Source organism: Streptomyces sp. NPDC001502 (assembly GCF_042894785.1).
Taxonomy (GTDB): Bacteria; Actinomycetota; Actinomycetes; order Streptomycetales; family Streptomycetaceae; genus Streptomyces; species Streptomyces kutzneri.
This window is the reverse complement of sequence record NZ_JBIAVW010000026.1, coordinates 47,474-73,171: the sequence shown is the minus strand read 5'-3', so window position 1 is coordinate 73,171 and position 25,698 is coordinate 47,474. Positions and strand designations below refer to the sequence as shown.

26 protein-coding genes and 1 riboswitch are annotated in these 25,698 nt (G+C 73.0%); of the genes, 12 read left to right on the top strand and 14 right to left on the bottom strand.

What is annotated here, in order from left to right; all coding sequences use genetic code 11:
- Window positions 1-22 precede the first annotated feature (22 nt).
- The 4 genes from ACFY0D_RS33730 to ACFY0D_RS33715 are packed head-to-tail and all read right to left on the bottom strand — an operon-like array spanning window position 23 to window position 4,261.
- Window positions 23-1,246 (bottom strand): amidohydrolase family protein, encoded by a 1,224-nt coding sequence (locus ACFY0D_RS33730; protein WP_390801731.1) that lies wholly within the window; start codon window positions 1,244-1,246, stop codon window positions 23-25.
- Window positions 1,243-2,565, bottom strand: a complete 1,323-nt coding sequence (locus tag ACFY0D_RS33725) for an amidohydrolase family protein (protein ID WP_390801730.1) — start codon at window positions 2,563-2,565, stop codon at window positions 1,243-1,245. Before ACFY0D_RS33725 ends, ACFY0D_RS33730 begins: the two co-directional genes overlap by 4 nt.
- Window positions 2,566-2,577: 12 nt before the next feature.
- On the bottom strand, window positions 2,578-3,462 hold the full coding sequence (locus ACFY0D_RS33720) for an SDR family NAD(P)-dependent oxidoreductase (RefSeq protein WP_390801729.1): 885 nt from the start codon (window positions 3,460-3,462) through the stop codon (window positions 2,578-2,580).
- A gap of 1 nt (window position 3,463) precedes the next feature.
- Entirely contained in the window at window positions 3,464-4,261 is a 798-nt protein-coding gene (locus tag ACFY0D_RS33715; RefSeq protein ID WP_390801728.1) for an acetoacetate decarboxylase family protein, read from the bottom strand.
- A gap of 122 nt (window positions 4,262-4,383) precedes the next feature.
- Here ACFY0D_RS33715 and ACFY0D_RS33710 point away from each other — a divergent pair, with 122 nt between their 5' ends.
- From ACFY0D_RS33710 to ACFY0D_RS33685, 6 genes are all read left to right on the top strand, one after another.
- The gene (locus ACFY0D_RS33710; RefSeq protein WP_390801727.1) at window positions 4,384-5,058 is read left to right on the top strand and encodes a TetR/AcrR family transcriptional regulator; all 675 of its coding nucleotides are present in this window, start codon (window positions 4,384-4,386) and stop codon (window positions 5,056-5,058) included.
- A 152-nt stretch (window positions 5,059-5,210) separates the two neighbouring features.
- Window positions 5,211-7,799: an MXAN_6230/SCO0854 family RING domain-containing protein gene (locus ACFY0D_RS33705; protein WP_390801726.1), complete on the top strand. Its 2,589-nt coding sequence runs from the start codon at window positions 5,211-5,213 to the stop codon at window positions 7,797-7,799.
- 53 nt (window positions 7,800-7,852) lie between these two features.
- Window positions 7,853-8,830, top strand: coding sequence for a DEDDh family exonuclease (locus ACFY0D_RS33700; protein WP_351154253.1), 978 nt, complete (start codon window positions 7,853-7,855; stop codon window positions 8,828-8,830).
- 92 nt (window positions 8,831-8,922) lie between these two features.
- Window positions 8,923-9,156 (top strand): hypothetical protein, encoded by a 234-nt coding sequence (locus ACFY0D_RS33695; RefSeq protein ID WP_030009585.1) that lies wholly within the window; start codon window positions 8,923-8,925, stop codon window positions 9,154-9,156.
- A 171-nt stretch (window positions 9,157-9,327) separates the two neighbouring features.
- Complete coding sequence (locus ACFY0D_RS33690; RefSeq protein ID WP_390801725.1) at window positions 9,328-10,119, top strand: SURF1 family protein; 792 nt, start codon at window positions 9,328-9,330, stop codon at window positions 10,117-10,119.
- A gap of 9 nt (window positions 10,120-10,128) precedes the next feature.
- Window positions 10,129-10,884 carry an SDR family oxidoreductase gene (locus ACFY0D_RS33685; protein ID WP_390801724.1) on the top strand — a complete coding sequence of 252 codons (756 nt, stop codon included), beginning with the start codon at window positions 10,129-10,131 and terminating at the stop codon, window positions 10,882-10,884.
- Window positions 10,885-10,910: 26 nt separating this feature from the next.
- Here ACFY0D_RS33685 and amaP read toward each other — a convergent pair whose 3' ends face one another.
- The 8 genes from amaP to ACFY0D_RS33645 form a co-directional block, all read right to left on the bottom strand.
- The gene (amaP, locus tag ACFY0D_RS33680) at window positions 10,911-11,468 is read right to left on the bottom strand and encodes an alkaline shock response membrane anchor protein AmaP (protein WP_351154250.1); all 558 of its coding nucleotides are present in this window, start codon (window positions 11,466-11,468) and stop codon (window positions 10,911-10,913) included.
- 4 nt (window positions 11,469-11,472) lie between these two features.
- A complete protein-coding gene (locus ACFY0D_RS33675) occupies window positions 11,473-12,081 on the bottom strand; it encodes a DUF6286 domain-containing protein (RefSeq protein WP_390801723.1) in 609 nt (202 codons plus the stop codon).
- Window positions 12,078-12,443 carry a hypothetical protein gene (locus ACFY0D_RS33670; protein ID WP_390801722.1) on the bottom strand — a complete coding sequence of 122 codons (366 nt, stop codon included), beginning with the start codon at window positions 12,441-12,443 and terminating at the stop codon, window positions 12,078-12,080. The genes ACFY0D_RS33675 and ACFY0D_RS33670 overlap by 4 nt, the downstream gene beginning before the upstream one ends.
- A gap of 7 nt (window positions 12,444-12,450) precedes the next feature.
- On the bottom strand, window positions 12,451-12,636 hold the full coding sequence (locus ACFY0D_RS33665) for a hypothetical protein (RefSeq protein ID WP_030010792.1): 186 nt from the start codon (window positions 12,634-12,636) through the stop codon (window positions 12,451-12,453).
- A 15-nt stretch (window positions 12,637-12,651) separates the two neighbouring features.
- On the bottom strand, window positions 12,652-13,083 hold the full coding sequence (locus ACFY0D_RS33660) for an Asp23/Gls24 family envelope stress response protein (RefSeq protein ID WP_390801721.1): 432 nt from the start codon (window positions 13,081-13,083) through the stop codon (window positions 12,652-12,654).
- A 127-nt stretch (window positions 13,084-13,210) separates the two neighbouring features.
- Window positions 13,211-13,990, bottom strand: a complete 780-nt coding sequence (locus ACFY0D_RS33655) for an enoyl-CoA hydratase/isomerase family protein (protein ID WP_390801720.1) — start codon at window positions 13,988-13,990, stop codon at window positions 13,211-13,213.
- 159 nt (window positions 13,991-14,149) lie between these two features.
- Window positions 14,150-14,371 carry a helix-turn-helix domain-containing protein gene (locus ACFY0D_RS33650; protein WP_030010789.1) on the bottom strand — a complete coding sequence of 74 codons (222 nt, stop codon included), beginning with the start codon at window positions 14,369-14,371 and terminating at the stop codon, window positions 14,150-14,152.
- Between the two features lie 364 nt (window positions 14,372-14,735).
- Window positions 14,736-16,334 (bottom strand): ABC-F family ATP-binding cassette domain-containing protein, encoded by a 1,599-nt coding sequence (locus tag ACFY0D_RS33645; protein WP_030010788.1) that lies wholly within the window; start codon window positions 16,332-16,334, stop codon window positions 14,736-14,738.
- Window positions 16,335-16,624: 290 nt separating this feature from the next.
- Between ACFY0D_RS33645 and ACFY0D_RS33640 the strand changes: the two genes are divergently transcribed.
- Both ACFY0D_RS33640 and ACFY0D_RS33635 read left to right on the top strand, forming a co-directional pair.
- Window positions 16,625-17,518 carry a neutral zinc metallopeptidase gene (locus ACFY0D_RS33640; protein WP_390801719.1) on the top strand — a complete coding sequence of 298 codons (894 nt, stop codon included), beginning with the start codon at window positions 16,625-16,627 and terminating at the stop codon, window positions 17,516-17,518.
- Window positions 17,519-17,581: 63 nt separating this feature from the next.
- Window positions 17,582-17,977: a VOC family protein gene (locus tag ACFY0D_RS33635; RefSeq protein WP_189735839.1), complete on the top strand. Its 396-nt coding sequence runs from the start codon at window positions 17,582-17,584 to the stop codon at window positions 17,975-17,977.
- A gap of 76 nt (window positions 17,978-18,053) precedes the next feature.
- Here the strand turns inward: ACFY0D_RS33635 and ACFY0D_RS33630 are convergent, their stop codons facing one another.
- The gene (locus ACFY0D_RS33630; RefSeq protein WP_390801718.1) at window positions 18,054-19,481 is read right to left on the bottom strand and encodes a hypothetical protein; all 1,428 of its coding nucleotides are present in this window, start codon (window positions 19,479-19,481) and stop codon (window positions 18,054-18,056) included.
- A 227-nt stretch (window positions 19,482-19,708) separates the two neighbouring features.
- A complete protein-coding gene (locus ACFY0D_RS33625) occupies window positions 19,709-20,839 on the bottom strand; it encodes an alpha/beta hydrolase family protein (protein ID WP_390801717.1) in 1,131 nt (376 codons plus the stop codon).
- 310 nt (window positions 20,840-21,149) lie between these two features.
- Between ACFY0D_RS33625 and ACFY0D_RS33620 the strand changes: the two genes are divergently transcribed.
- The 4 genes from ACFY0D_RS33620 (at window position 21,150) to ACFY0D_RS33605 (ending at window position 25,546) form a co-directional block, all read left to right on the top strand.
- A complete protein-coding gene (locus ACFY0D_RS33620; protein WP_351154242.1) occupies window positions 21,150-22,433 on the top strand; it encodes an inorganic phosphate transporter in 1,284 nt (427 codons plus the stop codon).
- 44 nt (window positions 22,434-22,477) lie between these two features.
- Window positions 22,478-22,699, top strand: a complete 222-nt coding sequence (locus ACFY0D_RS33615; RefSeq protein WP_266598020.1) for a hypothetical protein — start codon at window positions 22,478-22,480, stop codon at window positions 22,697-22,699.
- A gap of 181 nt (window positions 22,700-22,880) precedes the next feature.
- Window positions 22,881-22,966: riboswitch (cobalamin riboswitch) on the top strand.
- Between the two features lie 58 nt (window positions 22,967-23,024).
- Window positions 23,025-23,987 carry a cobalamin biosynthesis protein gene (locus ACFY0D_RS33610; RefSeq protein ID WP_390801716.1) on the top strand — a complete coding sequence of 321 codons (963 nt, stop codon included), beginning with the start codon at window positions 23,025-23,027 and terminating at the stop codon, window positions 23,985-23,987.
- Window positions 23,984-25,546 (top strand): cobyric acid synthase, encoded by a 1,563-nt coding sequence (locus ACFY0D_RS33605; RefSeq protein ID WP_390801715.1) that lies wholly within the window; start codon window positions 23,984-23,986, stop codon window positions 25,544-25,546. The genes ACFY0D_RS33610 and ACFY0D_RS33605 overlap by 4 nt, the downstream gene beginning before the upstream one ends.
- Window positions 25,547-25,698 lie beyond the last annotated feature (152 nt).

The window sequence follows — 25,698 nt, the reverse complement described above, 5'->3', positions numbered from 1 at the left end:
CCGCCCCGGCGGGAGCCGTCCGTCACCAGACCCGGACCGACCCCCCTCGGGCGAATGCCGGGCTGGTGGCCTCCGGGGGCACGGACGTCAGCGGCTCCGCGATCTCCGAGACCAGCGGGCCGTGCTTGGCGGCGACCGCGTCCAGCAGGGCGAGGTCGAAGCCGTACACGCGGGCCGCGTTGCCGCCGACCATGGCGGCGACCTCCTCGCGCGGGAGGCCCGCGTAGGCGATGCGGAGGCCTTCGCGGGAGAACGGGGTGGTGCCCTCGTCGTGGGGGTAGTCGCTGCCCCACATGATCTTGTCGAGGCCGATCCGCTCCCGCAGCGGAACCTCGTGGGGGCGCATGAAGCTCGCTCCCACGAAGCAGTTGTCCCGCCAGACCTCACTCGGGCCCCGGCCCATCGACTCCGCGAGGCCCGCCCCGAACTTGGACTCGGCCGTGGCCGACGCCGCGACCAGGCGGCCGTGGTAGTAGTCGAGCATCTCCAGCACGCCGGGGATCCACCCGGAGCCCTGCTCCGTCAGGACCAGCTTCAGGCCCGGGTGGCGGCGGAAGGCCCCGCCGAAGACGAGGTGCCACAGGGCGCGGTGCGAGAACCAGGTCGTCTCCACCATGAAGACGGCCCTGGCTGCCGGTTCGTCGCCCAGCGGCGGTGAGGCCGAACCGCCGTGGTGGTTGACCGGGACGTCCAGCTCGTCGCACACCGCCCAGATGGGGTCGTACGCAGCCGAGTACAGCTCGGGGACGGTGGAGCCGGGCGGGACGCCCGGGAGCAGGATGCCGCCCGTCAGGCCGGCCGCCCGGGCCCGGCGGATCTCGCCCACCGCCGCGTCCACGTCGTTCAGGAGGATCTGGGCGACCCCCGCCCGCCGGCCCGGCGCGTCCGCGCAGAAGTCCGCCAGCCAGCGGTTGTGGGCCTGCAGCCCCGCCCAGCGCATCTCGTACTCGGCGGCCGTCGGGGGCTGGGCCATCAGGGAGGCCTTGGGGAAGAACGGCGGGATGGTGTTGGGGAAGAGGACCTCGGCGACGATGCCGTCGGCCTCCAGTTCCGCGAGACGCCGCGCCGAGTTCCAGTTGCGGTCGGCGGTGTCCGCGAGGAGGTCCTCGTACGGGTTCACGTACGTGGCGGCCCAGGCGTCGAAGTCCCCGTGGTGGCGCTTCTCCAGGTACGGCTTGTAGTCCAGCAGGTCGGCGCCCGCGTGGCAGTCCGCCGAGATCACCGTGTAGCGGTCCTCGGACGTCACGGGTTCACCCCCAGCACCGGGAAGTCGTTGTCGGTGAGCCAGTGGCGGCCCACCTCGCGGGAGCGGGCCCAGGAGGCCTCCACCGCCGTCTGGTCCGGGGACTGGCCCAGCTCCGCCGGGGTGGGGCCGATCCGGCGGGCGATCGGGGCCAGCTTCGCGGTGTCGAAGCCGAAGACATCGGCCGCCGCGAGCCCGAGCATCCGGCGGGTCTCCGCGACCGGGATGTCGTGGAAGGTGTTCTTCAGCCAGGCCCGGGTGTTCGGCCAGGTGCCCTCGGGGTGCGGGAAGTCCGAGCCCCACAGGATGTTGTCCACGCCGATCTCGTACCGCTGCGCGAGCTCCCGGCGCTTGGTGTTCGTCGCGCAGATGAAGACCTGGCGGTCCAGGTACTCGCTGGGCGGCCGCTTCAGCTCCTCGAACGGCGAGAGCTTCTTGCCGCCGTGCGCGCCGAGGTAGAGCCGGTCCATGAACCAGAGCTGGTTCGGCAGCCACCAGCAGCCCGCCTCGGCGACGCCGAACTTCAGGCCGGGGTGGCGCTCGAAGACGCCCGACCAGAGCAGGAACCACAGCGGGCGGGACGGCCACCAGGTGACCTCGGAGACGAAGATGCCCAGGTGGTCGCCGTACTCGTGGCGCGGCGAGGAGCCGGAGTGGGTGACGACCGGCATCTGGGTCTCGGCGGCCGCGGCCCAGACGGGGTCGTAGCGGCGGTCGTGGTAGGGCGCCTTGTCGACCCACATCGCGGGGATCATCAGCGCGCCCAGCCCGGACGCCTTGGCCCGGTGGATCTCGGCGACGACCTTCTCCGGCTCGCCCGTGATGGGGAGCAGGGCGACTCCGCAGTGCCGCTCCGGGTGCTGTCCCACGAACTCCGCGAGCCAGCGGTTGTGCGCCTGCGCGCCCGCCATGCCGAGCTCGGGGTCCTGGTCGCCGGAGAGGCCGAGGCCGACGCCGAAGGGGGCGGCGGTCTGGCTGTCGACGGCGTCCGCGTCGGGGAAGACGACCTCGGCGGCCACGCCGTCGCCGTCGAGTTCCTTCAGCCGCTGCCCGGTGTCCCAGCCTCCCTTGAGGCCTTCCTCGTGGTCGTGGAACCACTTCTCGGCGAAGGCCTCGTTGCGGACGCCGAGCCGGGTGGCCTCCGCCCGGCGGGCGTCGCGTTCGCCGAGGAACTCGTCGAACTGGGGGTGGAAGCGGGAATCCAGGTAGGGCCGGTACTGCTCGGTGGGCAGGCCCGCGTGGCAGTCGGAGGAGATGATCAGGTACGGGTCTTCGGTCCGGTCATCGGTACGGCCTTCGGTACGGCCTTCGTTCGTACTCACCACAGACGCCCCTCAGTCGAGGATGAAGCTTTCCAGGTAGCCGGGGTTGGTCCGGTCGAGCATCGACTGCGACCGGGCGCGGATCTGCCGGTCGCTGTGCTCGCTCGCCGGGAGCATCCAGAAGCGGTCGGCGCGGATGCCGTCGACCACGTGCTCGGCGACCTCCTCGACCGGGGTGAATTCCACCGCGTGGCCGGCCTTCCTCATCGCCGCCTCGTACTGGTCGAGGCTGCGGTACGGGGCCTTGCGCGGCCGCTCCTTCGCGTACCGCTCGGGCCGGTTGCGGTGCGACTCCCACAGCCCGGTGCGCAGCATGTGCGGTCCGGGGAAGAGGACGGAGGCCCCGACGGCGGCGCGCTCCGCCTTGAGGTGGGCGTAGAGCGACTCGGTCATGGTGACCACGGCCGCCTTGGTGACGGCGTACACGGACGCGGTGGGCAGCGGGGCGATGCCGCCGTCGCCGGAGGAGGTGTTGACGATGTGGCCGGGGCCGCCGGCGGCGATCATGCGGGGGGCGAAGGCCTGGATTCCGTGGAAGACCCCCCACACGTTGACGGAGAAGGCCCACTTCCAGTCGTTGGGCTCGTGCTCCCACATCCGGCCCTCGGCGCCGGAGCCGACGCCCGCGTTGTTGCAGAGCACGTGCACGGCGCCGAAGGTCTCGTAGGCGGCGTCGGCCAGCGCGGTCACGGAGTCGCGGTCGCTGACGTCGACCACCCTGGCGAGCACCTCGGCCCCGTCCGCGACGAGTTCGTCGGCGGCCTTGCGCAGGGCGCCCTCCTCGACGTCGGCGAGGACCACCTTCAGCCCCTCGGCGGCGAAGCGGCGGGCCATGGCGAGGCCGATGCCGCCGGCGGCTCCGGTGACCACGGCCACCTGTCCTGGTTCGAGTCGCATGTCACACACTCCCCTCGGGCGGTCCGTCGAGGATCTGCATGGGGTCGTCGTAGCGCTGGTGGATGTACGGGAGCAGGGCCTGGGCGCTGACCCGCTCGACGACCCGGCCCTTCTGGTCGGTGGTCTTCTCGCCGATGGTGATCTCCACGATCCGGCGGACGGGAAGGTCGGCGACCGGATCGAACATCGACTCCCGCAGCACGATGTCCCCGGTGACGTGCTCCAGCTTGCGGACCTTCTCGTTGCGTGTGCAGTGCACGAGCACCGGGTCCACGTCGAAGCCCGAACCGTCCACGGCGGGCAGGAACTTGAAGTAGAAGTCGGTCTTCCGGGTGGGCTCGGGCAGCGGCAGCGCGCGGTCCACCGCCCCGCGCACCTCGACGAAGGCGATCCCGTGCCGGGCCAGAGCGGCCCGTACGACGAGGCCGTCGCGTTCCACGGTGACCTCGCCCAGCTTCTTCGGCTCGCCGAAGACCTCGCGGCCGCCGGTCAGGGCGCGCTCCAGGGTCATCGGCATGACGAGGGGGTACCAGCCCTCGATCCCGCCGTGCTGGGCGGCGACGGCCACGGAGCCGGCGCCGAGCGGATAGCCGGGCAGGTCGACCTTGCTGATGTTGGCCCGTACCAGGGGCCGGTCGGCCGGTTTGAGCGGTGGCGGCAGGACCGCCGCGACCACGTCGGGGTCGCTCTCCCAGACGGCCACGACGCCGGTGGACCAGATGTCGGGGAGTCGGGAACTCTTCTCGCGCGACGCCGCGATCTCGGCCTCGGTCCGCGCTCCGTACCGTACGCGTGCCATGTCTGCACCATCCCTCGGCTCGGGGGGAGTCGGTTCTGTAACACAGTTACACCGCGACCGATGAAGGGTAAAGACCCCTGCACGGACCAGAATTGACGATCCGACAGATTGGTGGAGACGCCGTGGCCAGAACCACGCTCACCCGCGACGAGGTGCTGGACGCCGCCGCGTCCCTGGTCATGCAGCACGGTCCGGCCGCGCTCACCATGCGGGGGCTCGCCGCCGCGCTGGGCACCGCCGTGACGTCCATCTACTGGCACGTCGGCAACCGTGAATCTCTGCTCGACGCCCTCGTCCAGCGGACCGTGGAGGAGATGGGCGCGATCCGGCCCACCGGCCGCACCCCGGCCGACCGGATCCTGGCGGTGGCCCGGATCCTGCGCCGCGAACTGCGGACCCGTCCGCACCTGATCGCGATGGTCCACGAACGCGGGCTGACCGAGCGGATGTTCCTGCCCGCCCAGCAGGCACTCGTCCACGAAGTGCACGCCGCCGGGCTGCGCGGCGCCCGGGCGGCGGACGCGGTCCGCGCCGTCCAGTTCCAGGTCGTCGGATACCTGCTCGTCGAGCGCAACCGCGAGCGCTCCCCCGCGCAGTCCCCGGCCGAGAGCGAGCTCTGGGATCCGGCCGCGGCCCCCCACGACCCGGCCCTCGCCCGCGCCCTGGCCCGCCCGGCGGACCCGGACCGGCTGTTCCTGCTGTCCGTACGGGCCCTGGTGCACGCCCTGCTCGCGCCGGACGCGGCGACTGGCTCGGCCGGCGCGGCCGGCTCGGCCGGCGCGGTGCCGCCGCGATAAATCACTTGGCGCGCTCCCGGGCCCGTGGTTGTATCTGCGGCGCGGGGGCGGCTCCGCGACGTGCTTCCTTCTCACCTTCCTCCGAAAACCGCAGCGCGTCCCCTCTCCGCCCCCGCCCACTCTCCCTTTCCGGTTCCGGAGGACTCCCCCCTTTGCCCGAGCTGTCGACCGTCCTGTTGCGCCGTCTCCACACCGTCTACGTCGACCAGGCCGGGCCGCGCCCGGGCGACCCGTCGACGACCGAGGGCCTGACGGCCCTGGAAGCCGAACTGCTCGACCGGGGCTACGCCCTGACGGGCCCGCTGCGTTCGGCACTCGCCTGGCTGGGACCCACCGGACTCGCCGCCGCCGGCACGCAGTTGATCGGGGACATCGACATCCTGCTGGGTGCGGACCGCACCCACATGCCGCTGTTCCGCTCGTTCCCGGCCTCGGTGCCCGACGACACCCACGCGCTGTGGATCGAACGCGTCCTGACCCTGCTCCTGCAGTGGCCGGACCAGCCGTGCGTGCTGTGCGCGACCGTCGGCAGCGTCCACCCCGTCGCCCCGTGCGCCCACCTGGTCTGCCGGACCTGCTGGGACGGCGCCGACTACACCGGCTGCCCGATCTGCCACCGCCGCGTCGACGCCGGCGATCCGTTCATCCGGCCGTCCCCGGACCCGGGGGAGGTTCCCTCCGGGGGCGGTCCGCTGCGGCTGCTGGCCTTCGGCACCGACCGCGCGGCCGACGCCGTCACCGCCCTCGGCAAGCTCCTCGCCCGCCGTACCCCGCTCTCGCCGCAGGACACCGAGGAGGCCCGGGTGCTCCTCGCCCACGTGCCGGCCGGCCTGGACTGGCTCCCGGACGCCATCCCGGTGCGGGAGACCAAGGCCCTGGTGCTGGGCACCCTGCTGCGCGAGCGCCGCACGCGGGAGACCGTACGGGCCCTGCTGCCCGAGCGGCTCACCACCGCCACCGACGTGCTGCGGCTGCTCGCCGTGTGGTCCGGCGGAGAGGCCGGCCTCCTGGAACCCCCGCGCCTGCGCTCCCTGCCGCGCCCACTGCGGCGCGACCTGCTGGCCGTCCTGGACGGGCTCGATCCGGCGCTGCTCGTCGAGGACGTACTGCGCCACGAGGACCTGTGGAAGCGGGCCGCCGAGATCCTGCACCCCTTCGAGCAGTACGCCCGCCACCCGCGCGCCGCCCTCGCCTTCGCCGTGCTGCGGGGCACCGACACCACCGGCACCGCCCTCGGCGCCGCGCTGCTCGCCACCGCGGCCGCGCACCCGCACGCGGTACGGATCGACGGCTCGCGCATCCGGGCGGCCACCTGGCTGGGCCGCGCCGAGGAGGCCCTGCGCGGCGGGGATCCGGACCGGGCCCTGGCCGTACTGGCCGAACGCCCCGGTGAACTCGTGCGGCGCCTGGACCACCTGCTGCGGCTGTACGCGGCCGACACCCTGGCGCCGCAGGTCGCCGAGGTACTGGCGCGACGGCTGCCGAAGGCAGGGCCGGGGCCCGTGCTGTCCGCGCTCGGACGGTTGCGGATCCGCCATCTGCCCGGGACCCGGCGGGTGTTCTTCCCGCGCGGACAGGTCGCGCACTCCTTCACCGTGGACGACGACCGAGCCCCGCTGGCCGAGGCCGTGACCGGTGCGGTGTGCGAGCTGTTCGAGGCCGAGGTGCTGCGCCGGCTGGCCACGGCCGAGCCGTACGACATGGCGGTCCTCGACTCCCGCCTCGCCCACCTCCACGTCCCCTCCGCCGAGCGGGCTGCGGCCAAGGCGCTGGTCACCGTTCCCAAGGGCAGCTTCCAGGCGCTGCCGGACGGCGAGGTGCTGCGCATGTTCCTGCACTGGATGGAACCGGCGCGCAAGCGCGTGGACCTGGACCTGCCGGTGGTGCTGTTCGACGCCGACTGGAACTACGCGGGCCTGTGCGACTACACGCACCTCGTCCACGGCAAGCGGGCCGTCGTCCACTCCGGCGACCTGGTCTCGGCGCCGGCGCCCCACGGGGCGAGCGAGTACGTGGACATCGACCTGGACGCCCTGGCCGACTCCGGTGTGCGCTTCGCCATGCCGGTCGTCTTCAGCTTCAACAACATCCCCTTCGAGCTGCTGCCCGATGCCTTCGCCGGGTTCATGGCCCTGCCCACCCGCTCCGGCCGCTCCGCCCGCTACGACCCGCGGACCGTGCGCCAGCGCTACGACCTGGTCGGCAACTCCCGGATCCACGTGCCGCTCCTCGTCGACCTGGAGCGGCGCGGGTTCCTGTGGACCGACGTCCACCTGCCCGACGACGAGGGCTACCACAGCGTGCGGGCGCACCAGGAGGACCTGGCCCGGATCGGCCGCGACCTGTTCCAGTACTTCTCGACCGGCCGCACCACCCTGTGGGAGCTGGCCGGCTGGCACGCGGCCGCGCGCTGCCGCGAGGTGGCCGTGCTGCGCCGTACGCCCCGGCCGAGCGACCCCGACGAACTGTGGACCTACCGCCGGGGCCCCGGCGAGGACACCGCGGCCTTCGCCGCCCGGCTGGTCGGCCTGCGCGATCCGGACGGCGTGCTCGCCTCCGCGGAGGTCGAGGCCCTCGCGGGCACCGCCGCTTCGGGACGGTCGGTGTTCCTCGCGCTGGTGGACGGCGAGGTCGCGCCCGCCGGCGCGAGCGGCTCCGTATACCGGCTGCTGCCGGGGCCTGTTGACGGCTGTGGCCTCGAACAGCTCGCGGCGGGCGACCTGGTCGCCGCCCTGGGCTGACGGCCGGGAAGCGCCGACGCGGCCACGGGTGTCAGTCAGGGCCGATATCCTCTGTGACCATGCTCGACGACCGTACGACCGCAGAGACGATGTGGCCGACCGCGTACCCACAGGGGTACGCGGTCGTCGACGTGGAGACCACCGGGCTCGCTCGCGACGACCGGATAGTCTCCGCCGCCGTCTACCGGCTCGACGCCCAGGGCAATGTGGAGGACCACTGGTACACGCTGGTCAACCCGCGGCGGGACCCGGGACCGGTGTGGATCCACGGGCTGACGAGCGCGATGCTCGCCGACGCCCCGCTCTTCGAGGACATCGCCGAGGAGTTCGCCGACCGGCTCGCGGACCGGGTACTGGTCGCGCACAACGCCATCTTCGACTGGCAGATGATCGCCCGGGAGTACGCGCGGGCCGCCGCGACCGCACCGGTCCGTCAGCGGCTGTGCACCATCGCCCTGTCGAAGGAACTGAACCTGCCGCTGCCCAACCACAAGCTGGAGTCGCTCGCCGCGCACTTCGGCGTGGTCCAGCAGCGCGCCCACCACGCGCTCGACGACGCCCGGGTGCTCGCGGAGGCGTTCCGTCCTTCGCTGCACGCGGCCGCGCAGGGCGGCGTACGGCTGCCCCTGCTGGAATGCCGGCCGCTGACGGAGTGGTCGGACTCCGCCGTCACCCCGCGGGTCGGGTACCAGGCCTCCTACCGGGGCAGCAGCTGGCGGCCCTCGCGCAAGCGGCCGCCGTGCCCGCACCCGAATCCGGGGCGCTTCGAGGACGGCAAGCCGCTGAAGCAGGGCATGCGGATCGCCTTCTCCGGTGACACCTCGGTGGAGCGGGAGCTGCTGGAGGACCGTGCGGTCGAGGCGGGCCTGCACATCGCGACGAGTGTGTCGCGGCTCACCAGCCTCCTGGTGACCAACGACCCCGATTCGGCCACCTCCAAGACGGTCAAGGCGAAGAGCTTCGGCACGCCGGTCGTCGACGAGGCGGCCTTCACCCAGCTGCTGCGGGACGTGGCCCCGGCCGAGTCCTGAACCGGAGGGCCGTTGCGCCGGCCGGGTGCAGGCGCGGCGACTCACCCCGCTGGATCTTGTTCCGCTCCTTCCCCGTGCGCAGCATTCGGCCCATGGCACGTTGTGAGGTCTGCGGAAACGATTACGGCATGTCCTTCGAGGTGCACGCGCAGGGCGCCGTGCACGTCTTCGACTGTTTCTCCTGCGCCATCCACCGCATGGCGCCCGTCTGCGAGCACTGCCGGGTCTCGATCATCGGCCAGGGCGTCGAGGTCGCGGGCCAGTGGTTCTGCGGGGCGCACTGCGCCCGGGCGGAGGGGAAGGTGGGCATCGTCGACCGCGTCTGACTCCCCCGCGTCGCGACCCCGTCCCGACACCCCGGCCCGGCACCCCGGCCCGACACCCCGTCCCGGCACCCGGGCCCCGGCACCCCGCCACGACATCCCGTTCCGTACGCCATGACCCCGGACGGCCACCCGGCCGCCGGGGTCCTTCGCGCTGCGGGTACCGTCGTGGGCGTGTACCGCTTTGTGCTGACCCGGCAGTGGGTGTTCCTCACCCTGATGGCCCTCGCCCTCATCCCCGCGATGATCGAGCTGGGGTTCTGGCAGTACCACCGCCATGAGCACCGGGTCGCGCAGAACCAGCTGATCGAGGCGAACCTGCGGGCGAAGCCGGTCCCCATGACCGAGATCACCTCCCCCGGGCACCGGGTCCCCCGCGCGGACTTCTGGCGCTCGGTCACCGCGACCGGCACGTACGACACCGCGCACGAGGTCGTCGTCCGGATGCGTACCGACAACGACGACAAGGTCGGCTTCCACGTCCTGACGCCGCTGGTCCTCTCCGACGGCCGGGTGGTCCTGGTCAACCGGGGCTGGGTGCCGGGCGGCGACGACCCGCGCGCGTACCCGCCGGTGCCGGCCGCACCCACGGGCGAGGTCACGGTCACCGGTCGGCTGAAGGCCGACGAGACCAGCAGCGGTAGCGGCATCAAGGACCGCAAGGGCCTGCCGGACCGCCAGGTGATGCTGATCAACAGCGAGCAGCAGGCGGAGTACCTGGGCCGGACGGTCCTCGGCGGATACCTGGAGCTCACCGCTCCGGCCCCGGCGGACGGCAGCCCGGAGACCGTCTCCGACCCCGACCACGACTCGATCGGCCCCCACATGGCGTACGCCGTCCAGTGGTGGCTGTTCGCCGGCGCGGTTCCGGTGGGATGGGTGGTCCTCGTACGGCGGGAGAAGCGCGAGCGCGAGGAAGAGGCCGCCCGGACCGAAGCCTCCCGGCAGGAGCCGGCGACGGCGTAGCGTGTCGGCATGGATCTTGGACTGAAAGACCGTGTCTACATCGTCACCGGGGCCACGCGCGGCCTCGGCCTCGCCTCCGCCCGGGAACTGGCCGCCGACGGCGCGAAGGTGCTCCTGACGGGCCGGGACGAGAAGCGGGCGGCCGACGCCGCCGCCGAACTCGGCCCGAACGCGGCCGGTGTGGCGGCCGACAACTCCGACCCGGAGGCGGCCGCGCGGCTCGTCGCCACCGCGCGGGAGCGCTTCGGCCGCCTCGACGGCATCCTGATCAGCGTGGGCGGCCCGGCACCGGGCTTCGCGGCGGACAACACCGACGCGCAGTGGTCGGCGGCCTTCGAGTCGGTCTTCCTGGGCGCGGTCCGCCTCGCCCGGGCGGCGGCCGCCGAGCTCGGCGAGGGCGGCGTCATCGGCTTCGTCCTGTCGGGCTCGGTCCACGAGCCGATCCCCGGCCTGACCATCTCCAACGGCCTGCGCCCGGGCCTCGCCGGCTTCGCGAAGTCCCTCTCGCTGGAGCTCGGCCCGCGCGGTATCCGGGTGATCGGCCTGCTGCCGGCCCGCATCGACACCGACCGCGTGCGCGAACTCGACGCCCTGTCCGGTGACCCGGAGGCCGCGCGGGCCGGGAACGAGTCCCGCATCCCGCTGCGCCGCTACGGCGCCCCGGAGGAGTTCGGCCGCGCGGCGGCCTTCCTGCTCTCCCCGGCGGCGTCGTACCTGACGGGCGTCATGCTCCCGGTCGACGGCGGGTCCCGGCACGGCTTCTGACCCCCGGAGGGTCCGCGGGAGACGGTCTACGTCACGCGCTGGGCCCGGTGGGACGTCACTTTGAGGCGGGCCTCGGCGGGCAGTTCCGGGAGGCCCGCCGAGGTCCGGGCGTGGGTGAGGACCGGACCTGCCACGGCGGCCAGGGCGTCGGCGGGGACCGCGTGGGGTTCCAGTTCGAGCGCGACCCGCAGCGCGGGCGATCCGCGCCGCCCGCGCAGGGCGACCCGGCAGCCGGCGACCCCGTCCAGGGCGCCGGCCTCCGCGGCCACCGCCTCCTCCAGCGCGCGCCCGCGCAGCATGGCGAACTCCCCGTCCCCGGTGTCCACCACCACCGCCTGCAGTCGCCGGCGCCTGAACTGGGACAGCAGCCACCACAGCGCCAGCAGCACGCCCACCGCGAGAGCGGCGAGCACCGCCCACCACCACCAGCCCTCGGCGTGCCAGTACCGGTTCCTGGTCCGCTCGCTCAGCAGCGGCGCCTGGCGGCCGTGCAGCGGCCACGAGCCCGTCAGCACCACGGTCCCGGCCGCCACCAGGACCGCTCCGGCCAGCGCCAGCAGGATCCGGTTCACCGTTCCGAGCATTCCGTCACCTCCTGACCCGTACGCGCGGCTTCGGCGGGTGCGCGAGGCCCAGTTCCTCGATGCCGACGGCGAGCACCTCGTCGAGGTCGGCCCGTACGTCGTCCAGCTCGCGGAAGTGCGAGGTGGCCCGCACCCCGACGTGGGACCGGCCCACCTTGACCCGGACGGACCGCACTCCGGACACCTCCATGGCCCGGTCCCGCAGGATCTGCGCGGCGTCCTTGCGGCCGAGCCCGGCCCGGACGCCCGCCCGCCGGTCCGGGGTCCGCATCGGCAGGATCCCGCGCAGCCCGGGGGCCAGTGCCAGCAGCAGGAGCACCGCCCCGGCCAGGACCAGGGCCCCTGCGATCAGCTGCACCCCCAGGTCCGCGGGGGTGTGCGCCGCCAGCTGGTCGGCGAGGTCGCGGCGCCAGCTCATCCCCGGACGGTCGGCCCGCAGGGCGGCCAGGTCGTACAGGAACAGGACCGCCACCCCGAGCACGACCAGGGCGGTGAGCGCGGCGGGTACCCGCCGGGCGGAGCGGAACCGGCGGGCCCGGGCCGGCGCCGGGGCGGCGCCGGTGTCGGTGCCGGTGTCGGAGTCGGTGCCGGAGTTGGTGCCGGGGGCCGTCACCGCAGCCGCCGGTCCCGCCCGGCGGCGGTCCGGGTGTGGGCGGAGTGCAGGTGCTCGATGTCGACGTCCACCTCGGGTACGGACATCGACGCGCACTCCTCGATCCGCAGCGCGACCTGCCGTCGTACGGCCGCGCACTGGGCGGCCAGGTCGGAGGGGTAGTCCAGTTCCAGGCTGACCCGGACCCGGGCGATGTCGTGGTGCACGGTGACGGTGGCGTGCGGGGGCGTGCCCGGGGTGGTGGCGAGCGCCTCCCGGGCGGCCTGGGCGGCGATCTTCGCGACGACCCGGTCGGCGATACGGGTGAAGCCGCGCTCGGCGGCGGCCACCCGGGGCGGGGCGGAGCGCGGCGGGCTGCTCATCGGCGCCTCACCCGCGCCGGTCGTCACGGCGGCGGAACAGGTCACCCGGTTCCAGGTCCCCGTCGAGGAACCGCCCTGCGACGAATCCGATGGCGCCGAGGGCGGCCACCAGCAGGAAGGCCCCGAAACCGCCGAAGTAGCCGGCGAACGCCAGGGCCATGCCGGCGAAGAGTCCGGCGATCGCCATGCTCATGCGGGCTCCTCTCGGCTACTGGAGACGGGATTCCGGCTCCTCGTCGGGCTCATCGGGCAGCTTGACGTCGCTCACCGCGATGTTGACCTCGACGACTTCCAGGCCGGTCATCCGCTCGACCGCGGAGATGACGTTCTCCCGGACGGCACGTGCCACGTCCCGGATCGACACGCCGTAGTCCACGACGATCTCCAGGTCGAGGGCCGTCTGGACTTCGCCGACCTCCGCCTTGACCCCGCGGCTGACCCCGGCCTTGCCGCCGCCGGGCACCCGGTCGCGGACGGCGCCGAAGGTACGGGAGAGGCCGCTGCCGCTGCCCATGGCGTGCACGCCGACCACCTCGCGGGCGGCCAGCCCGGCGATCTTCTCGACCACCCCGTCGGCGATGCTCGTGCGTCCCCGGTCGCCGGGCTCCTTGCCGGAGACCCCTGATGCGGATTCGGTCATCGCGTGTCCCTTCGCGTGGCTGGCGGACTCACTCCGCACCACGTTAGGCGCCCCGGCGCGCGGGCGCCCCGGGACTACGCCGGTCGGCTGGCCGACTTTCCCCGGGGCTCCTGCTTCACGGCGGCCCTCAGTCGGAGAGACCGGCCAGGTCCCGCAGGCGGCGGGCCTGGGCCGCGCGCTCGGCGGCGCGCTGGTCGTCGTAGGGGCGGGCCGTGGCGGAACGCAGCAGCGTCTTCGTCTCGATCACGGCGTCGCGCGGCGGGGCCAGCAGGGCCGTGGTGAGGTCCTGGACGGCGGCGTCGAGCTCGTCCGCGGGGACGACGAGGTTGGCGAGGCCGACCCGCTCCGCTTCCTCGGCGTGCACGGAGCGGCCCGTCGCGCAGATCTCGAGCGCGCGGGCGTAGCCGACCAGGGAGGTCAGGGGCTGGGTACCGGCCAGGTCGGGGACCAGGCCCAGGCTGGTCTCGCGCATGGCGAACTGCACGTCGTCCGCGACCACGCGCAGGTCGCACGCGAGCGCGAGCTGGAAGCCGGCGCCGATCGCGTGCCCCTGCACGGCGGCGACGGAGATGATGTCGTTACGCCTCCACCAGGTGAATGCCTCCTGGTACTCGGCGATCGTGGAGTCGAGCAGTTCGTCCGAACCGCGTGCCAGATCGAGGAAGGAGGGCTCGCCCTCGAAACCTTCGGGGGTGAACGCCTGCCGGTCGAGCCCTGCGGAGAAGGACTTGCCCTCACCGCGCAGCACGACGATCCGGACGGTGCCCGGCAACAACCTCCCGGCCTCGGCCAAAGCCCGCCAGAGCGCGGGGGATTGGGCATTTCGCTTGGCCGGATTGGTCAGTGTCACCGTGGCGACCGTGTCGTCGACGGTGAGTCGTACGCCGTCCTTGTCGAGCAGAGCCATCTTTCATGCCTCCGGTGTGCAGTCGGCCGCAAGCTCGGCCTAAGTGACTGCACAGTAACCACCCAGCCGACCGGAAGGCCGACCGGGGGTCACCGAAGGAACCGTCGGATCATGATGAACCTTGAAGCCGTTGAAGCGTCGGAACCGATGGGACCGGGGTCAGGCCGTAGCGGCCTTCTTGCCGCGCGTCGCGCCTCCGCGACCACGCAACGACACCCCGGACTCACTGAGCATCCGATGGACGAATCCGTAGGACCGGCCGGTCTCTTCGGCCAGCGCCCGGATACTCGCACCGGAGTCGTACTTCTTCTTCAGGTCTGCCGCGAGCTTGTCGCGCGCGGCGCCGGTTACCCGGCTGCCCTTCTTCAGAGTCTCGGCCACCCGTGCCTCCTCATGGGAAGTGCGCTCTGGACTTCTCATGATCACCCCTCCCACGCTTCCTGGCCACCCATTCAGCAAGGTCGGTACGACGGCATTTCCCGACCCGTGGACACCCGAGCAGAACGGAATCTCCTCTTCCGCTGCATGACTTCCGTCACACTCCGCTGCCCTCGCCGGGAATCGCCAGGTCAGGGGCGCGGAACCGGAAAACGAACGGCCCCGGTCGCGCACCTTCGCGGGTGCGGCCGGGGCCGTCGTACGACGCGCAACGGTACGAGACCGTCTCACTCAGATGATGGATCACCCGTGAGCCGAATGATCCATAAGGAACTGGATCAGAAGCGGAACGGGAACCGGAACCCGGTCAGGCGAGGGCCACCAGGTCCCGGTAGTCCGGTCCCCACAGGTCCTCGACGCCGTCCGGAAGCAGGATGATGCGCTCCGGCTCCAGCGCCTCGACGGCGCCCTCGTCGTGCGTGACGAGGATGACCGCGCCCTTGTACGTGCGCAGCGCGCCCAGGATCTCCTCGCGGCTGGCCGGGTCGAGGTTGTTCGTGGGCTCGTCGAGGAGCAGCACGTTCGCCGAGGAGACGACCAGCGTGGCCAGGGCCAGCCGGGTCTTCTCGCCACCGGAGAGCACCCCGGCGGGCTTGTCCACGTCGTCCCCGGAGAAGAGGAAGGAGCCGAGGGTCTTGCGCACGGCGACCAGGTCCAGGTCGGGGGCCGAGGAGCGCATGTTCTCCAGGACCGTGCGCTCCGGGTCCAGGGTCTCGTGCTCCTGGGCGTAGTAGCCGAGCTTGAGGCCGTGGCCGGGGACGACCGTGCCGGTGTCCGGCTTCTCGGTGCCCGAGAGCAGACGCAGCAGGGTGGTCTTGCCGGCGCCGTTGAGACCGAGGATGACCACGCGGGAGCCCTTGTCGATGGCCAGGTCGACGTCGGTGAAGATCTCCAGCGAGCCGTACGACTTCGAGAGGCCCTCGGCGGTCAGCGGGGTCTTGCCGCAGGGCGCCGGGTCCGGGAAGCGGAGCTTGGCGACCTTGTCGTTGACGCGGACGGCCTCCAGGCCGGCGAGCAGCCGGTCGGCGCGCTTGGCCATGTTCTGCGCGGCGACGGTCTTGGTGGCCTTGGCGCGCATCTTGTCGGCCTGCGAGTTCAGGGCCGCGGCCTTCTTCTCCGCGTTCTGGCGCTCGCGCTTGCGGCGCTTCTCGTCGGCCTCGCGCTGCTGCTGGTAGAGCTTCCAGCCCATGTTGTAGACGTCGATCTGGGAGCGGTTGGCGTCCAGGTAGAAGACCTTGTTGACGACGGTCTCGACCAGGTCGACGTCGTGGGAGATCACGATGAAGCCACCGCGGTAGGTCTTCAGGTAGTCGCGCAGCCAGACGATGGAGTCGGCGTCGAGGTGGTTGGTGGGCTCGTCGAGGAGCAGGGTGTCGGCGTCCGAGAAGAGGATCCGGGCGAGCTCGACGCGGCGGCGCTGGCCACCGGAGAGGGTGTGCAGCGGCTGGCCGAGCACCCGGTCGGGCAGGCCCAGGGCGGCCGAGATGGTCGCGGCCTCCGCCTCGGCGGCGTACCCGCCCTTGGTCAGGAACTCCGTCTCCTGGCGCTCGTACTGCTTCATCGCCTTGTCACGGGTGCCGCCGGTGCCGGTGGCGATGCGCTCCTCGTTCGCGCGCATCTTCTTGATCAGCACGTCGAGGCCGCGCGCGGACAGGATCCGGTCGCGGGCCAGCACGTCGAGGTCGCCGGTGCGCGGGTCCTGCGGGAGGTAGCCGACCTCGCCTGAGCGGGCGATGGAGCCGGCGGCGGGCTGGCCTTCGCCCGCGAGGCACTTGGTGAGGGTGGTCTTGCCCGCTCCGTTGCGGCCGACCAGGCCGATGCGGTCGCCCTTGGCGACACGGAAGGAGGCGGACTCGATAAGGACGCGGGCGCCGGCGCGCAGCTCGATGCCGGTGGCGGTGATCACGGAAATACTCCAGGGCGGGTCGGGACGGCGGAAGGGGGGCAGGACGCGAAGCTTCGACGCCGCTAATCCGCGAGGAGATTTGCCATGAGAGACATTCTACCGGGGGTGCGCAACTACTTTCCGGGCGCGGCCCGGGCCGTCCGGCCTGCGGGATCCGCTCCCCCGTGTCCCCCGTCCGGCTCAGTGGCTCCACGGAGCGGCCGAGGCGCAGATCGGGATGATTGGGTTGATACTCGCCGCATGGGCGGAGACGCGACCGCACCTGTTCCACGTATGGAGGGCGGTGCGGGATGCAGTTCGACGACGACGCCAGGCTCGACAGCTCCGAGGTCGAGGACAGGCGCGGCGGCGGCCGCATCCCGGGCGGCAAGGCCACCGTCGGCGGCGGCATCGTCGGTCTGATCGCGCTGGTCATCGGGCTGCTGTTCGGGGTGGGGCCGGAGCAGCTGGGGCTGTCCACCGGGGAGGAGGAGCCGGCGCCGGTCACCTCGTCGCTCACCCAGGTGCAGCAGGCCTGCAAGTCGGGGCGGGACGCGAACACGCGGGAGGACTGCCGGCTGCTGGCGGTCACCCTCAGCACCCAGGCCTTCTGGAAGCAGGAGTTCGCCAGGCGCGGCGGTCAGTACAGCCCGACGACGACCGTGTTCTTCGAGAACCGGACGAACACGGCGTGCGGGACCGCCAGTTCGGCGGTGGGCCCCTTCTACTGCCCCGCGGACCGGAAGGTCTATCTGGACCTGGGCTTCTTCGACGACCTGCGGACGAAGTTCGGCGCGACCGGCGGCTCCTTCGCCCAGGCCTACGTCGTCGCCCACGAGTACGGGCACCACATCCAGAACCTGACCGGGACCCTCCAGCGGGCCCAGGACGGGCGGCAGGGTCCGAACAGCAACGCGGTCAAGGTCGAGCTGCAGGCCGACTGCTACGCCGGGGTGTGGGCGCACAACGCGACGAACGTCGCGGACGCCTCCACCGGGCGGCCGCTGCTCAAGACGCTGACCGAGGCCGACATCAGGGACGGGCTGGACGCGGCGGCCGCGGTCGGCGACGACCGGATCCAGGAGAAGTTCCAGGGCCGGGTGTCCCCGGAGTCCTGGACCCACGGCTCGGCCGAGCAGCGCCAGCAGTGGTTCTACCAGGGCTACCGGACCGGTGACATGGCCCAGTGCAACACCTTCCGCTGACTGTCGGTGACGCCTGCCATGCTGGTGTGACGCGGGTCACCGTCACGAGAGGGAGTGATCGTCATGGCAGGCGTTCCGTCCATCTGTCCCACACTGGTCTACCGCGACGCGAAGGCGGCCATCAGGCTGCTGACCGAGGCCTTCGGCTTCAGCCAGGTCGCCGTCTACGAGGGTGAGGACGGCTCCGTGACGCACGCCGAGCTGGCGTACGGCAACGGCATGGTGATGCTGGGCAGTTCGGGCAGGGGCGGGGTCTTCGACAAGGCCATGGAGGGCGCCGGCCCCTCGGGGGTCTATGTCGTGGTCGACGACGTGGACGCCCACCACCGGCGGGCGGTCGAACACGGCGCTGAGATCGTGATGGAGCCCACCGACCAGGACTACGGCTCCCGCGACTACATGGCCCGCGACGCCGAGGGCAACGTCTGGAGCTTCGGGACGTACGCGCCGCAGGTCTGACCCGGGCGGCGCGCCCGTCCCCGCCCTCGTTCTCCCACGGAGTCGCTCGCCGCTACGGGGCCCCGCCGCTACGGGGTCACTCGCCGCCGGTGTGAACCTGGAAGGCGGCCCGGCGGACCGCCTTGGCCAGCGTCGGGTCGGGGTGTGCCGCGGCGAGCGCGACCAGCACCTGCACCGTGCGCGGGTGGCCGACCGCACGGACCTCGTCCAGCAGCCGGGGGACGGTGGTCCGGACGGCGGAGTCGAGGTGGCGGGCCAGCAGCTCGGCCTCGCCGTGGTCGGCGATGGCGGCCGCGGTGTCCACCCAGAGCCAGGTCGACTCCTCGGCGGTGAGGACGTCCTGCGCCTCGTCGGGGTCGATCCCGTCGTGCTCGGCGAGCCAGAGCAGGGCGTAGGGGCGCAGGGCGGGCTCGCGCACGGTGGCGCGCACCTCCGGCTCGGCGGGGGCGCCGACCACGCGCAGCGCCTCGAAGGCGAGGCCGCGCAGCAGGGCGTCCTCGCCCCGGGCGGCCTGCAGCAGCTCGGCCACCGCGTGGCCGACGGGCCGGGCGGCGAGCCAGGCCTGGTACTCGGCGCGGGCCGGGCCGGGGGTGAGCCGCGCGCAGCCGTGCAGCATGGCGGCGGCGGACTGTTCGATGTTCCCGGCGGGGCTCTGCGCCGCGACGCAGATCTGCTCAAGCTTGACCCAGACGGCCCAGCTGCCGAGCGGGGTGAGCGTGGCCCGGGCGGGGCCGAGGGTGACGGCGTCCACGGCGGCGAGTCCGCCGAGCGCCCAGCGCAGCAGCCGGGCGAGCGGGACGGGGCGGGCCTCCGCGGGGCCGGCGGCGGCGGACGTCAGCGCCGTCGCGGGCTCGGCCTCGTAGGGGATCTCGCACCGCTCGTCGCGCAGTTCGGTGACGCGCTGCCCGAGCAGGTCGAGCAGGTCCGGGACGGTCACCGGGCCGGCGGACAGCTGGAGCAGGGAGAGGAGTTGGGGCATGGCCTCGACGACCTCGGCGACGGCCGAGGGGGCGATGTCGGCGGGCGCCGGATGGACCAGCGACCAGGCGTCGAAGAGGGCGACCCAGCCGCGCAGTACGGCGGTGTCGTCGCGGTCCCAGGCGCGCAGCCGCCAGCCGGGCCGGGCATGGCCGCCGTGCACCTCGACCAGTCCGGCGAGCCGGGCGCGGTCCCAGCCGACCTGGATCTGGCCGTGCGTCAGTCCCAGTTCCGCGGCGGCGCGTTCGACGTCGGCCGCGGGCAGCGCGCCCGTGGGGGCGGGCCGGCCGCCGTCTCCGGCACCGAGGTTGCGCTCGGCCCAGCGGGTCAGCCGTACGGCGTCGGCGAGCGAGGCACGGGCCCGGTTCGCGAGGTCGGCCGTGGCGGGCGTACCCGCCGGGGGCCTGGGCGCGGGCCGGGTGCGCCGGTCGGTCACCGCCTTGCGGGCCGCGGCGACGGAGCGCGGCGAGACGAGTCGGAGTCTGGAGTCGCGAGCCAACTGCTCATCAGGCTTTCGGGACGTCACGGAAGCAGTCTCGCCCGTCACTGGCCGAAAGCCCAAACGGAATCGGCCGTTGCCGTCGTTCACCGCAGCGCAGACCGGGACAAGCCGCCCGTGGGGCCCTGTCCGTCACAGGGCCTTCACATGACGGGCCTCGGCACGTGGCCTTTCACCGCCGTTCACCCGGCCGTTCACCCGCGCCGCTCACCGAGCCCTTCGGCCGGCCCTTCGCCCGGCCCTTCGCCCGGTCTTCACATAAGAGGGGTGAGGAAGCGGCGCAGAACCTCCTCGTAACCGGCCGGGTCGGCGTTCCACATCGCGCCGTGCCCGGCCCCGCCCACCGTGTGCAGCGCGACGAGGTCGGGGCGGGCGGCGGCGAGTCTGCGCGAGGGCCCCCAGGGGGCGAGCGCGTCGTCCGGGCCGTGGAAGATCAGTACGGGGACGCGCAGCGCGCCGGGGTCGGAGCCCGCAGGCCGGCGGTCGGCGCGCAGGCCCGTGAGGCCCTCGGCGGCCCGGACGGCCAGCGGCAGCACCACGCCGGGGACGCCGCGCGCCGCGGCGAGCCCGCGCAGGGTGGTGTGCCAGTCGAGCACCGGGGAGTCCAGGACCAGCCCGGAGATCCGGTGGGCGAGCGGCGAGCGCTCGAAGGCGTGCAGGGCCATGGTGGCGCCGGTGGACCAGCCGTACAGGACCACGCGGCGGGCTCCGTAGCGCAGGGCGTAGCGGATGGCGGCGTCCAGGTCACGCCATTCCGATTCGCCGAGGTGGCCGAGGCCGTCCGGGGAGGCGGGGGCACCGAGGTCGCCCCGGTAGCCGAGGTCCAGGACGGGCAGATGGTGGCGGTGCAGGAAGGGCATGACCACCATCGGGTGTTCCCGGCTGCTGCCGAGCCCGTGCACGGTGATCACCCAGGTGTCCCGGGCGGCGGGCACGAACCAGGCGGGCAGGGCGCCGAGCTCCCCGGGGACGTCCACGTCGGCGTGGTCGAGCCCGAGGGCGGTGCGCGGGTTGCCGACGTACACCTGGGGGGTGAGGGAGACCCGGGTGCCGGGGTCGAGGGTGCCGTGGGTGACGGAGAGGAGCTGCCGTACGACGGCGTCCGGGCCGGGGTCGGCGTCCGGGAGCACGGGTCCGACGACGGCGTGCACACCGGGTGCGACCAGGCCGTACGTGCCGGGGCGCAGGGAGGCGAGCGAACGGGTCAGTGTGATCCGGCCGTCGGCGGCGGAGTGGACGCTGAGCTTCGGTCCGCCGGGGAGCGGGCGGCCCGGTTCGGACCGCAGGGCCGCGTCGGCGGCGTGCCGGGCGACGGCGACGGCGGCCGCGCCGGCACCGAGGAGGGTCGTCGTGACGGCCGCAGCCGCCGCTGTCGCGGTACGCACTGCTCCAGTGTCGGGTCGGGGCTTCGGGCGGGCCACCGGAGGAGATCCCTCCACCGCGAGCACAGAGGGGGTGATCTAGGTCTCATCCGAGGCCCGGGAGGCGGGATCGTATGCACGGCGAACCCCCTGCGGAGGGGTTCATTCACCCGGCTTTGACGTGCATTAATAGCGTTATCTACGCCAGAATCAGGACGAATGGCCCGATCACACCCCGCGCCAGTACACCGCTCCGCCCGAGTCAGTTCACCTTCCGTTCATCCAGGTTGCCTACGGTCGCCGAGCCACTGACGTCAAACAGAAGCCTGGGTAAATGGAGCACATAACGCTTCTCCTCGGGATCGTGATCATCACCGCTCTCGTGTTCGACTTCACGAACGGTTTCCACGACACAGCCAACGCGATGGCTACCACCATCTCGACCGGCGCCCTCAAGCCCAAGACGGCGGTGGCCATGTCCGCCGTGCTCAACCTCGTCGGCGCGTTCATGTCCGTGGAGGTCGCCAAGACGATCTCCAAGGGACTGGTCAACGAGGAGGGCATCCAGCCAGAGGTGATCTTCGCCGCCCTGGTCGGAGCGATCCTCTGGAACCTCGTCACCTGGCTGGTCGGTCTCCCCTCCAGCTCCTCGCACGCCCTGATGGGCGGCCTGATCGGTGCCGCGGTCGCTTCCGCCGGCATCGGCGCGGTCAACGGCAGCGTCGTCGTCACCAAGGTCCTCATCCCCGCGATCGCCGCCCCGCTGGTGGCCGGCATCGCCGCGTACCTGGCCGCCAAGCTCACCTACAAGCTGGGCGACAAGGTCGGCGAGAAGACCTCTGCCAAGGGCTACCGCGCCGGTCAGATCGCCTCGGCCGGTCTCGTCTCCCTCGCGCACGGCACCAACGACGCGCAGAAGACGATGGGCATCATCACCCTGGCCCTCATCGCCGGCGGCGCGATCGCGCCCGACGCGAACCCGCCGGTCTGGGTCATCGTCTCCGCCGGCATGGCCATCGCGATGGGCACCTACCTGGGCGGCTGGCGCATCATCCGCACCATGGGCAGCGGCCTGACCGACCTGCACCCGCAGCAGGGCTTCGCCGCCCAGACCTCGGCCGCGTCCGTCATCCTCGCCTCCTCGAACCTGGGCTTCTCGCTCTCCACCACCCACTCGTGCTCCGGTGCGGTCATGGGTGCGGGCCTGGGCCGCAAGGGCGGTGTGGTCCGCTGGTCCACCGCGACCCGCATGTTCATCGCCTGGGGCCTGACCCTGCCGGCCGCCGCGCTGGTCTCGGCCGGTGCCGAGCTGGTCATGCGCATCGGTGACGTCGGCATCGCCGCGGTCACGCTCTTCCTGATCGGCTCCTGCCTGGCCATCTGGTTCATCTCGCGCCGCCAGGTCGTCGACCACAACAACGTCAACGAGGTGGAGCCGGCCCGCGCCGAGGAGCCGGGTGTCGTCACCACGGCGATCGCCGCGGTCACGGTCCCGCCGACCGTCGCCGCCGCCGGCACCACCGCAGCGGCGACGACCGCCGAGGTTACGGACGAAGCCCTCAAGGCCACCATCCCGGCCGCGACGCAGACCCCGGCGGCTCCGGCCGCCGCGGTCTGACCGAGACAGAGACACAGAGACCCGGACATTCAGAAAGCGGCAGTATGAAGATCGACTGGGAAGCGCTCGGCTCCGTCTTCGGGGTCAGCCTCTTCGCCACCGTCGCCCTCGTGGCCCTCTTCACCCTGGGCCTGGTGGGCCTGTCCAAGCACGAGACCGCCACCGAGCAGGGCGGCACCGCCACCCTCGCCCGCAGCGGCGCGTACGCCTGCTTCGCCGTCATCACGGCGGCCGTGGGCTACGGGATCTACCTGATCGTCGCCTGATCCGCCGCCCCGCGGCCGACCAGGCGTGAAGGCTCCCTCCGGGTTTGTCCCGGGGGGAGCTTTTCGCATCCCGCGCCCCCTGCCGCGCTCCTGCCGCGTCCCGGCCGCGCCGCAGGTCAACGGCGAGTTGACGGGCCTTCGGCGTGCGTGGTGGACTGCCGGAGCCAATACGGCGGCATGGAGAGGAAGTCCGGTGCGAATCCGGCGCGGTCCCGCCACTGTCACCGGAACCGCACGCCGCGCGTGCGTGCCGGGAGCCAGGAACTCTCGCCGCCGGACACGTCGAACCAGGGCGCGGACCCTGAGTGAGGACATACCTGTCACCATGCGTGCCGATCGCGTCTTCGCGTACGGCGCCACGGCGGGCCTGATCGGCGACCGGATCCTCGGGGATCCGCGCCGAGGGCACCCCGTGGCCGCCTTCGGACGGGCCGCCGCCGCCGTCGAACGCTCCCTGTGGCGCGACGACCGCGCCCGGGGCCTCCTGCACACCCTGGTGTGCGCCGGGGGCGCGGCCGCCGTCGGGGCGCTGGGCGCCCGAGCCGTGCGCTCCCGGCCCGCAGCCGCCCGTATCGCCCTGACGGCCGCCGCCACCTGGGCCGTCGTGGGCGGCACCTCCCTGGGCCGTGAGGCCCGCGCCATCGGCGGCGCGCTCGCCGCCGGGGACATCGAGGTGGCCCGGGAGCGGCTGCCCCACCTGTGCGGACGCGACCCGCAGGCCCTGGACGGGCAGCAGATGGCCCGCGCCGTCGTGGAGTCCGTCGCCGAGAACACCTCCGACGCGGTGGTCGGGGCCCTCGTGTGGGGCGCCGTCGCCGGAGTCCCCGGGCTGCTGGCCTTCCGCGCCGTGAACACCCTGGACGCGATGGTCGGCCACAAGTCCCCTCGCTACCTGCGCTACGGCTGGGCCTCCGCCCGGCTCGACGACCTGGCCGGCTGGCCGGGGGCCCGGCTGACGGCGGCCGCCGCCGTGCTGGCCGGACCCGACCGGCGGGGCGCCGTACGGGCCTGGCGTGCGGACGCCGCCGCGCACCCGAGCCCGAACGCCGGACCCGTCGAGGCCTCCTTCGCGGGGGCGCTGGGCGTCAGACTGGGCGGGACCCTCGCGTACGGCGGCCGGGTCGAGCACCGGGCCGTACTGAACGGCGGGGCGGGGCGGCCGGTGGAGGTCGCGGACATCGAGCGGGCGGTACGGCTGTCTCGGCAGGTGACCTGGCTGGCCCTGGGTGCCTGCGTGGCCGCCCGGCTGCTGGTCTCCCGTACGGCACGGAGAGGACGGCGCGGATGAGCGGCGCGAAGCGCGGCGGCGGTCTGCTGATCGCGGGCACCACGTCGGACGCGGGCAAGAGCGTGGTCACGGCGGGCATCTGCCGCTGGCTGGCTCGCCAGGGGGTGAAGGTCGCGCCGTTCAAGGCGCAGAACATGTCGCTGAACTCCTTCGTGACGCTGGAGGGCGCCGAGATCGGGCGCGCCCAGGCGATGCAGGCCCAGGCGGCCCGCGTGGAGCCGACCGCGCTGATGAACCCGGTGCTGCTCAAGCCGGGAAGTGACCACAGCAGCCAGGTGGTGCTGCTGGGCAAGCCGGTGGGCGAGATGAGCGCCCGCGGGTTCTTCGGGGAGGCTGGGGGGTCGTCGTCCCCCGGAAAGGCGCTGCACGGCGGGCGCCGGGAGCAGCTGCTCGGCATCGTCACGGACTGCCTGGAGCAGCTGCGGGGCACGTATGACGCCGTGATCTGCGAGGGGGCGGGGAGTCCGGCCGAGATCAACCTGCGCCGGACCGACATCGTGAACATGGGGATCGCGCGGGCCGCGCGGTTCCCGGTGGTGGTGGTCGGGGACATCGACCGCGGCGGGGTCTTCGCGTCCTTCTTCGGTACGACGGCGCTGCTCTCCCCCGAGGACCAGTCCCTGATCGCGGGCTACATGGTCAACAAGTTCCGCGGCGACGTGTCGCTGCTGGAGCCGGGCATGGAGATGCTCCGCGGCCTGACGGGCCGTGCCACGTACGGGGTGCTGCCGTTCCGGCACGGCCTGGGCATCGACGAGGAGGACGGCCTGCGGGTCTCGCTGCGCGGGGCGGTACGCGAGTCCGTGGTCGCTCCGCCGGTGGGCGAGGACGTGCTGCGGGTCGCCGTGTGCGCGGTGCCGCTGATGTCGAACTTCACGGACGTCGACGCGCTCGCGGCGGAGCCTGGGGTCGTGGTGCGGTTCGTGGACCGGGCCGAGGAACTGGCCGACGCGGACCTGGTCGTCGTACCCGGCACCCGGGGCACGGTGAAGGCCCTTCAGTGGCTGCGGGAACGCGGGCTCGCGGACGCGCTGTTGCGGCGGGCCGCCGAGGGGCGGCCGGTCCTGGGCATCTGCGGCGGGTTCCAGGTGCTGGGCGAGCGGATCTCCGACGAGGTCGAATCGAAGGCGGGCGAGGTCGACGGCCTCGGCCTGCTCCCCGTGCGTATCCGCTTCGAGCGCGAGAAGACCCTGGCCCGACCGGTGGGCTCGGCGCTGGGCGAGGACGTCGCGGGCTACGAGATCCACCACGGGGTCGCCGAGGTGCTGGGCGGTGAGGCCTTCCTGGACGGCTGCCGGGTCGGGTCGGTGTGGGGCACCCACTGGCACGGATCGCTGGAGTCGGACGGCTTCCGCCGGGCGTTCCTGCGGGAGGTGGCCACGGCGGCCGGCCGCCGCTTCGTCCCGGCGCCGGACACCTCGTTCGCCACGCTGCGGGAGGAGCAGCTGGACCTGCTCGGCGACCTGATCGAGGAACACGCCGATACGCGTGCCCTGCTGCGGCTGATCGAGGGCGGCGCCCCGTCGGGCCTGCCCTTCATCCCCCCGGGCGCCCCGTGACGGGCGGCCGGGCCCTGCGGGGCTGTCCCCCACCCCGCCCCTTCCCGAAACCGGGCTCCGCCCAGACCCCCGCCCCAAACTCCCCCAGCCAGATCAAGCCCCGCCGGCGATCGAGGCGCGGGGTCTGGGGCGGAGCCCCAGCAGCAGCGCCG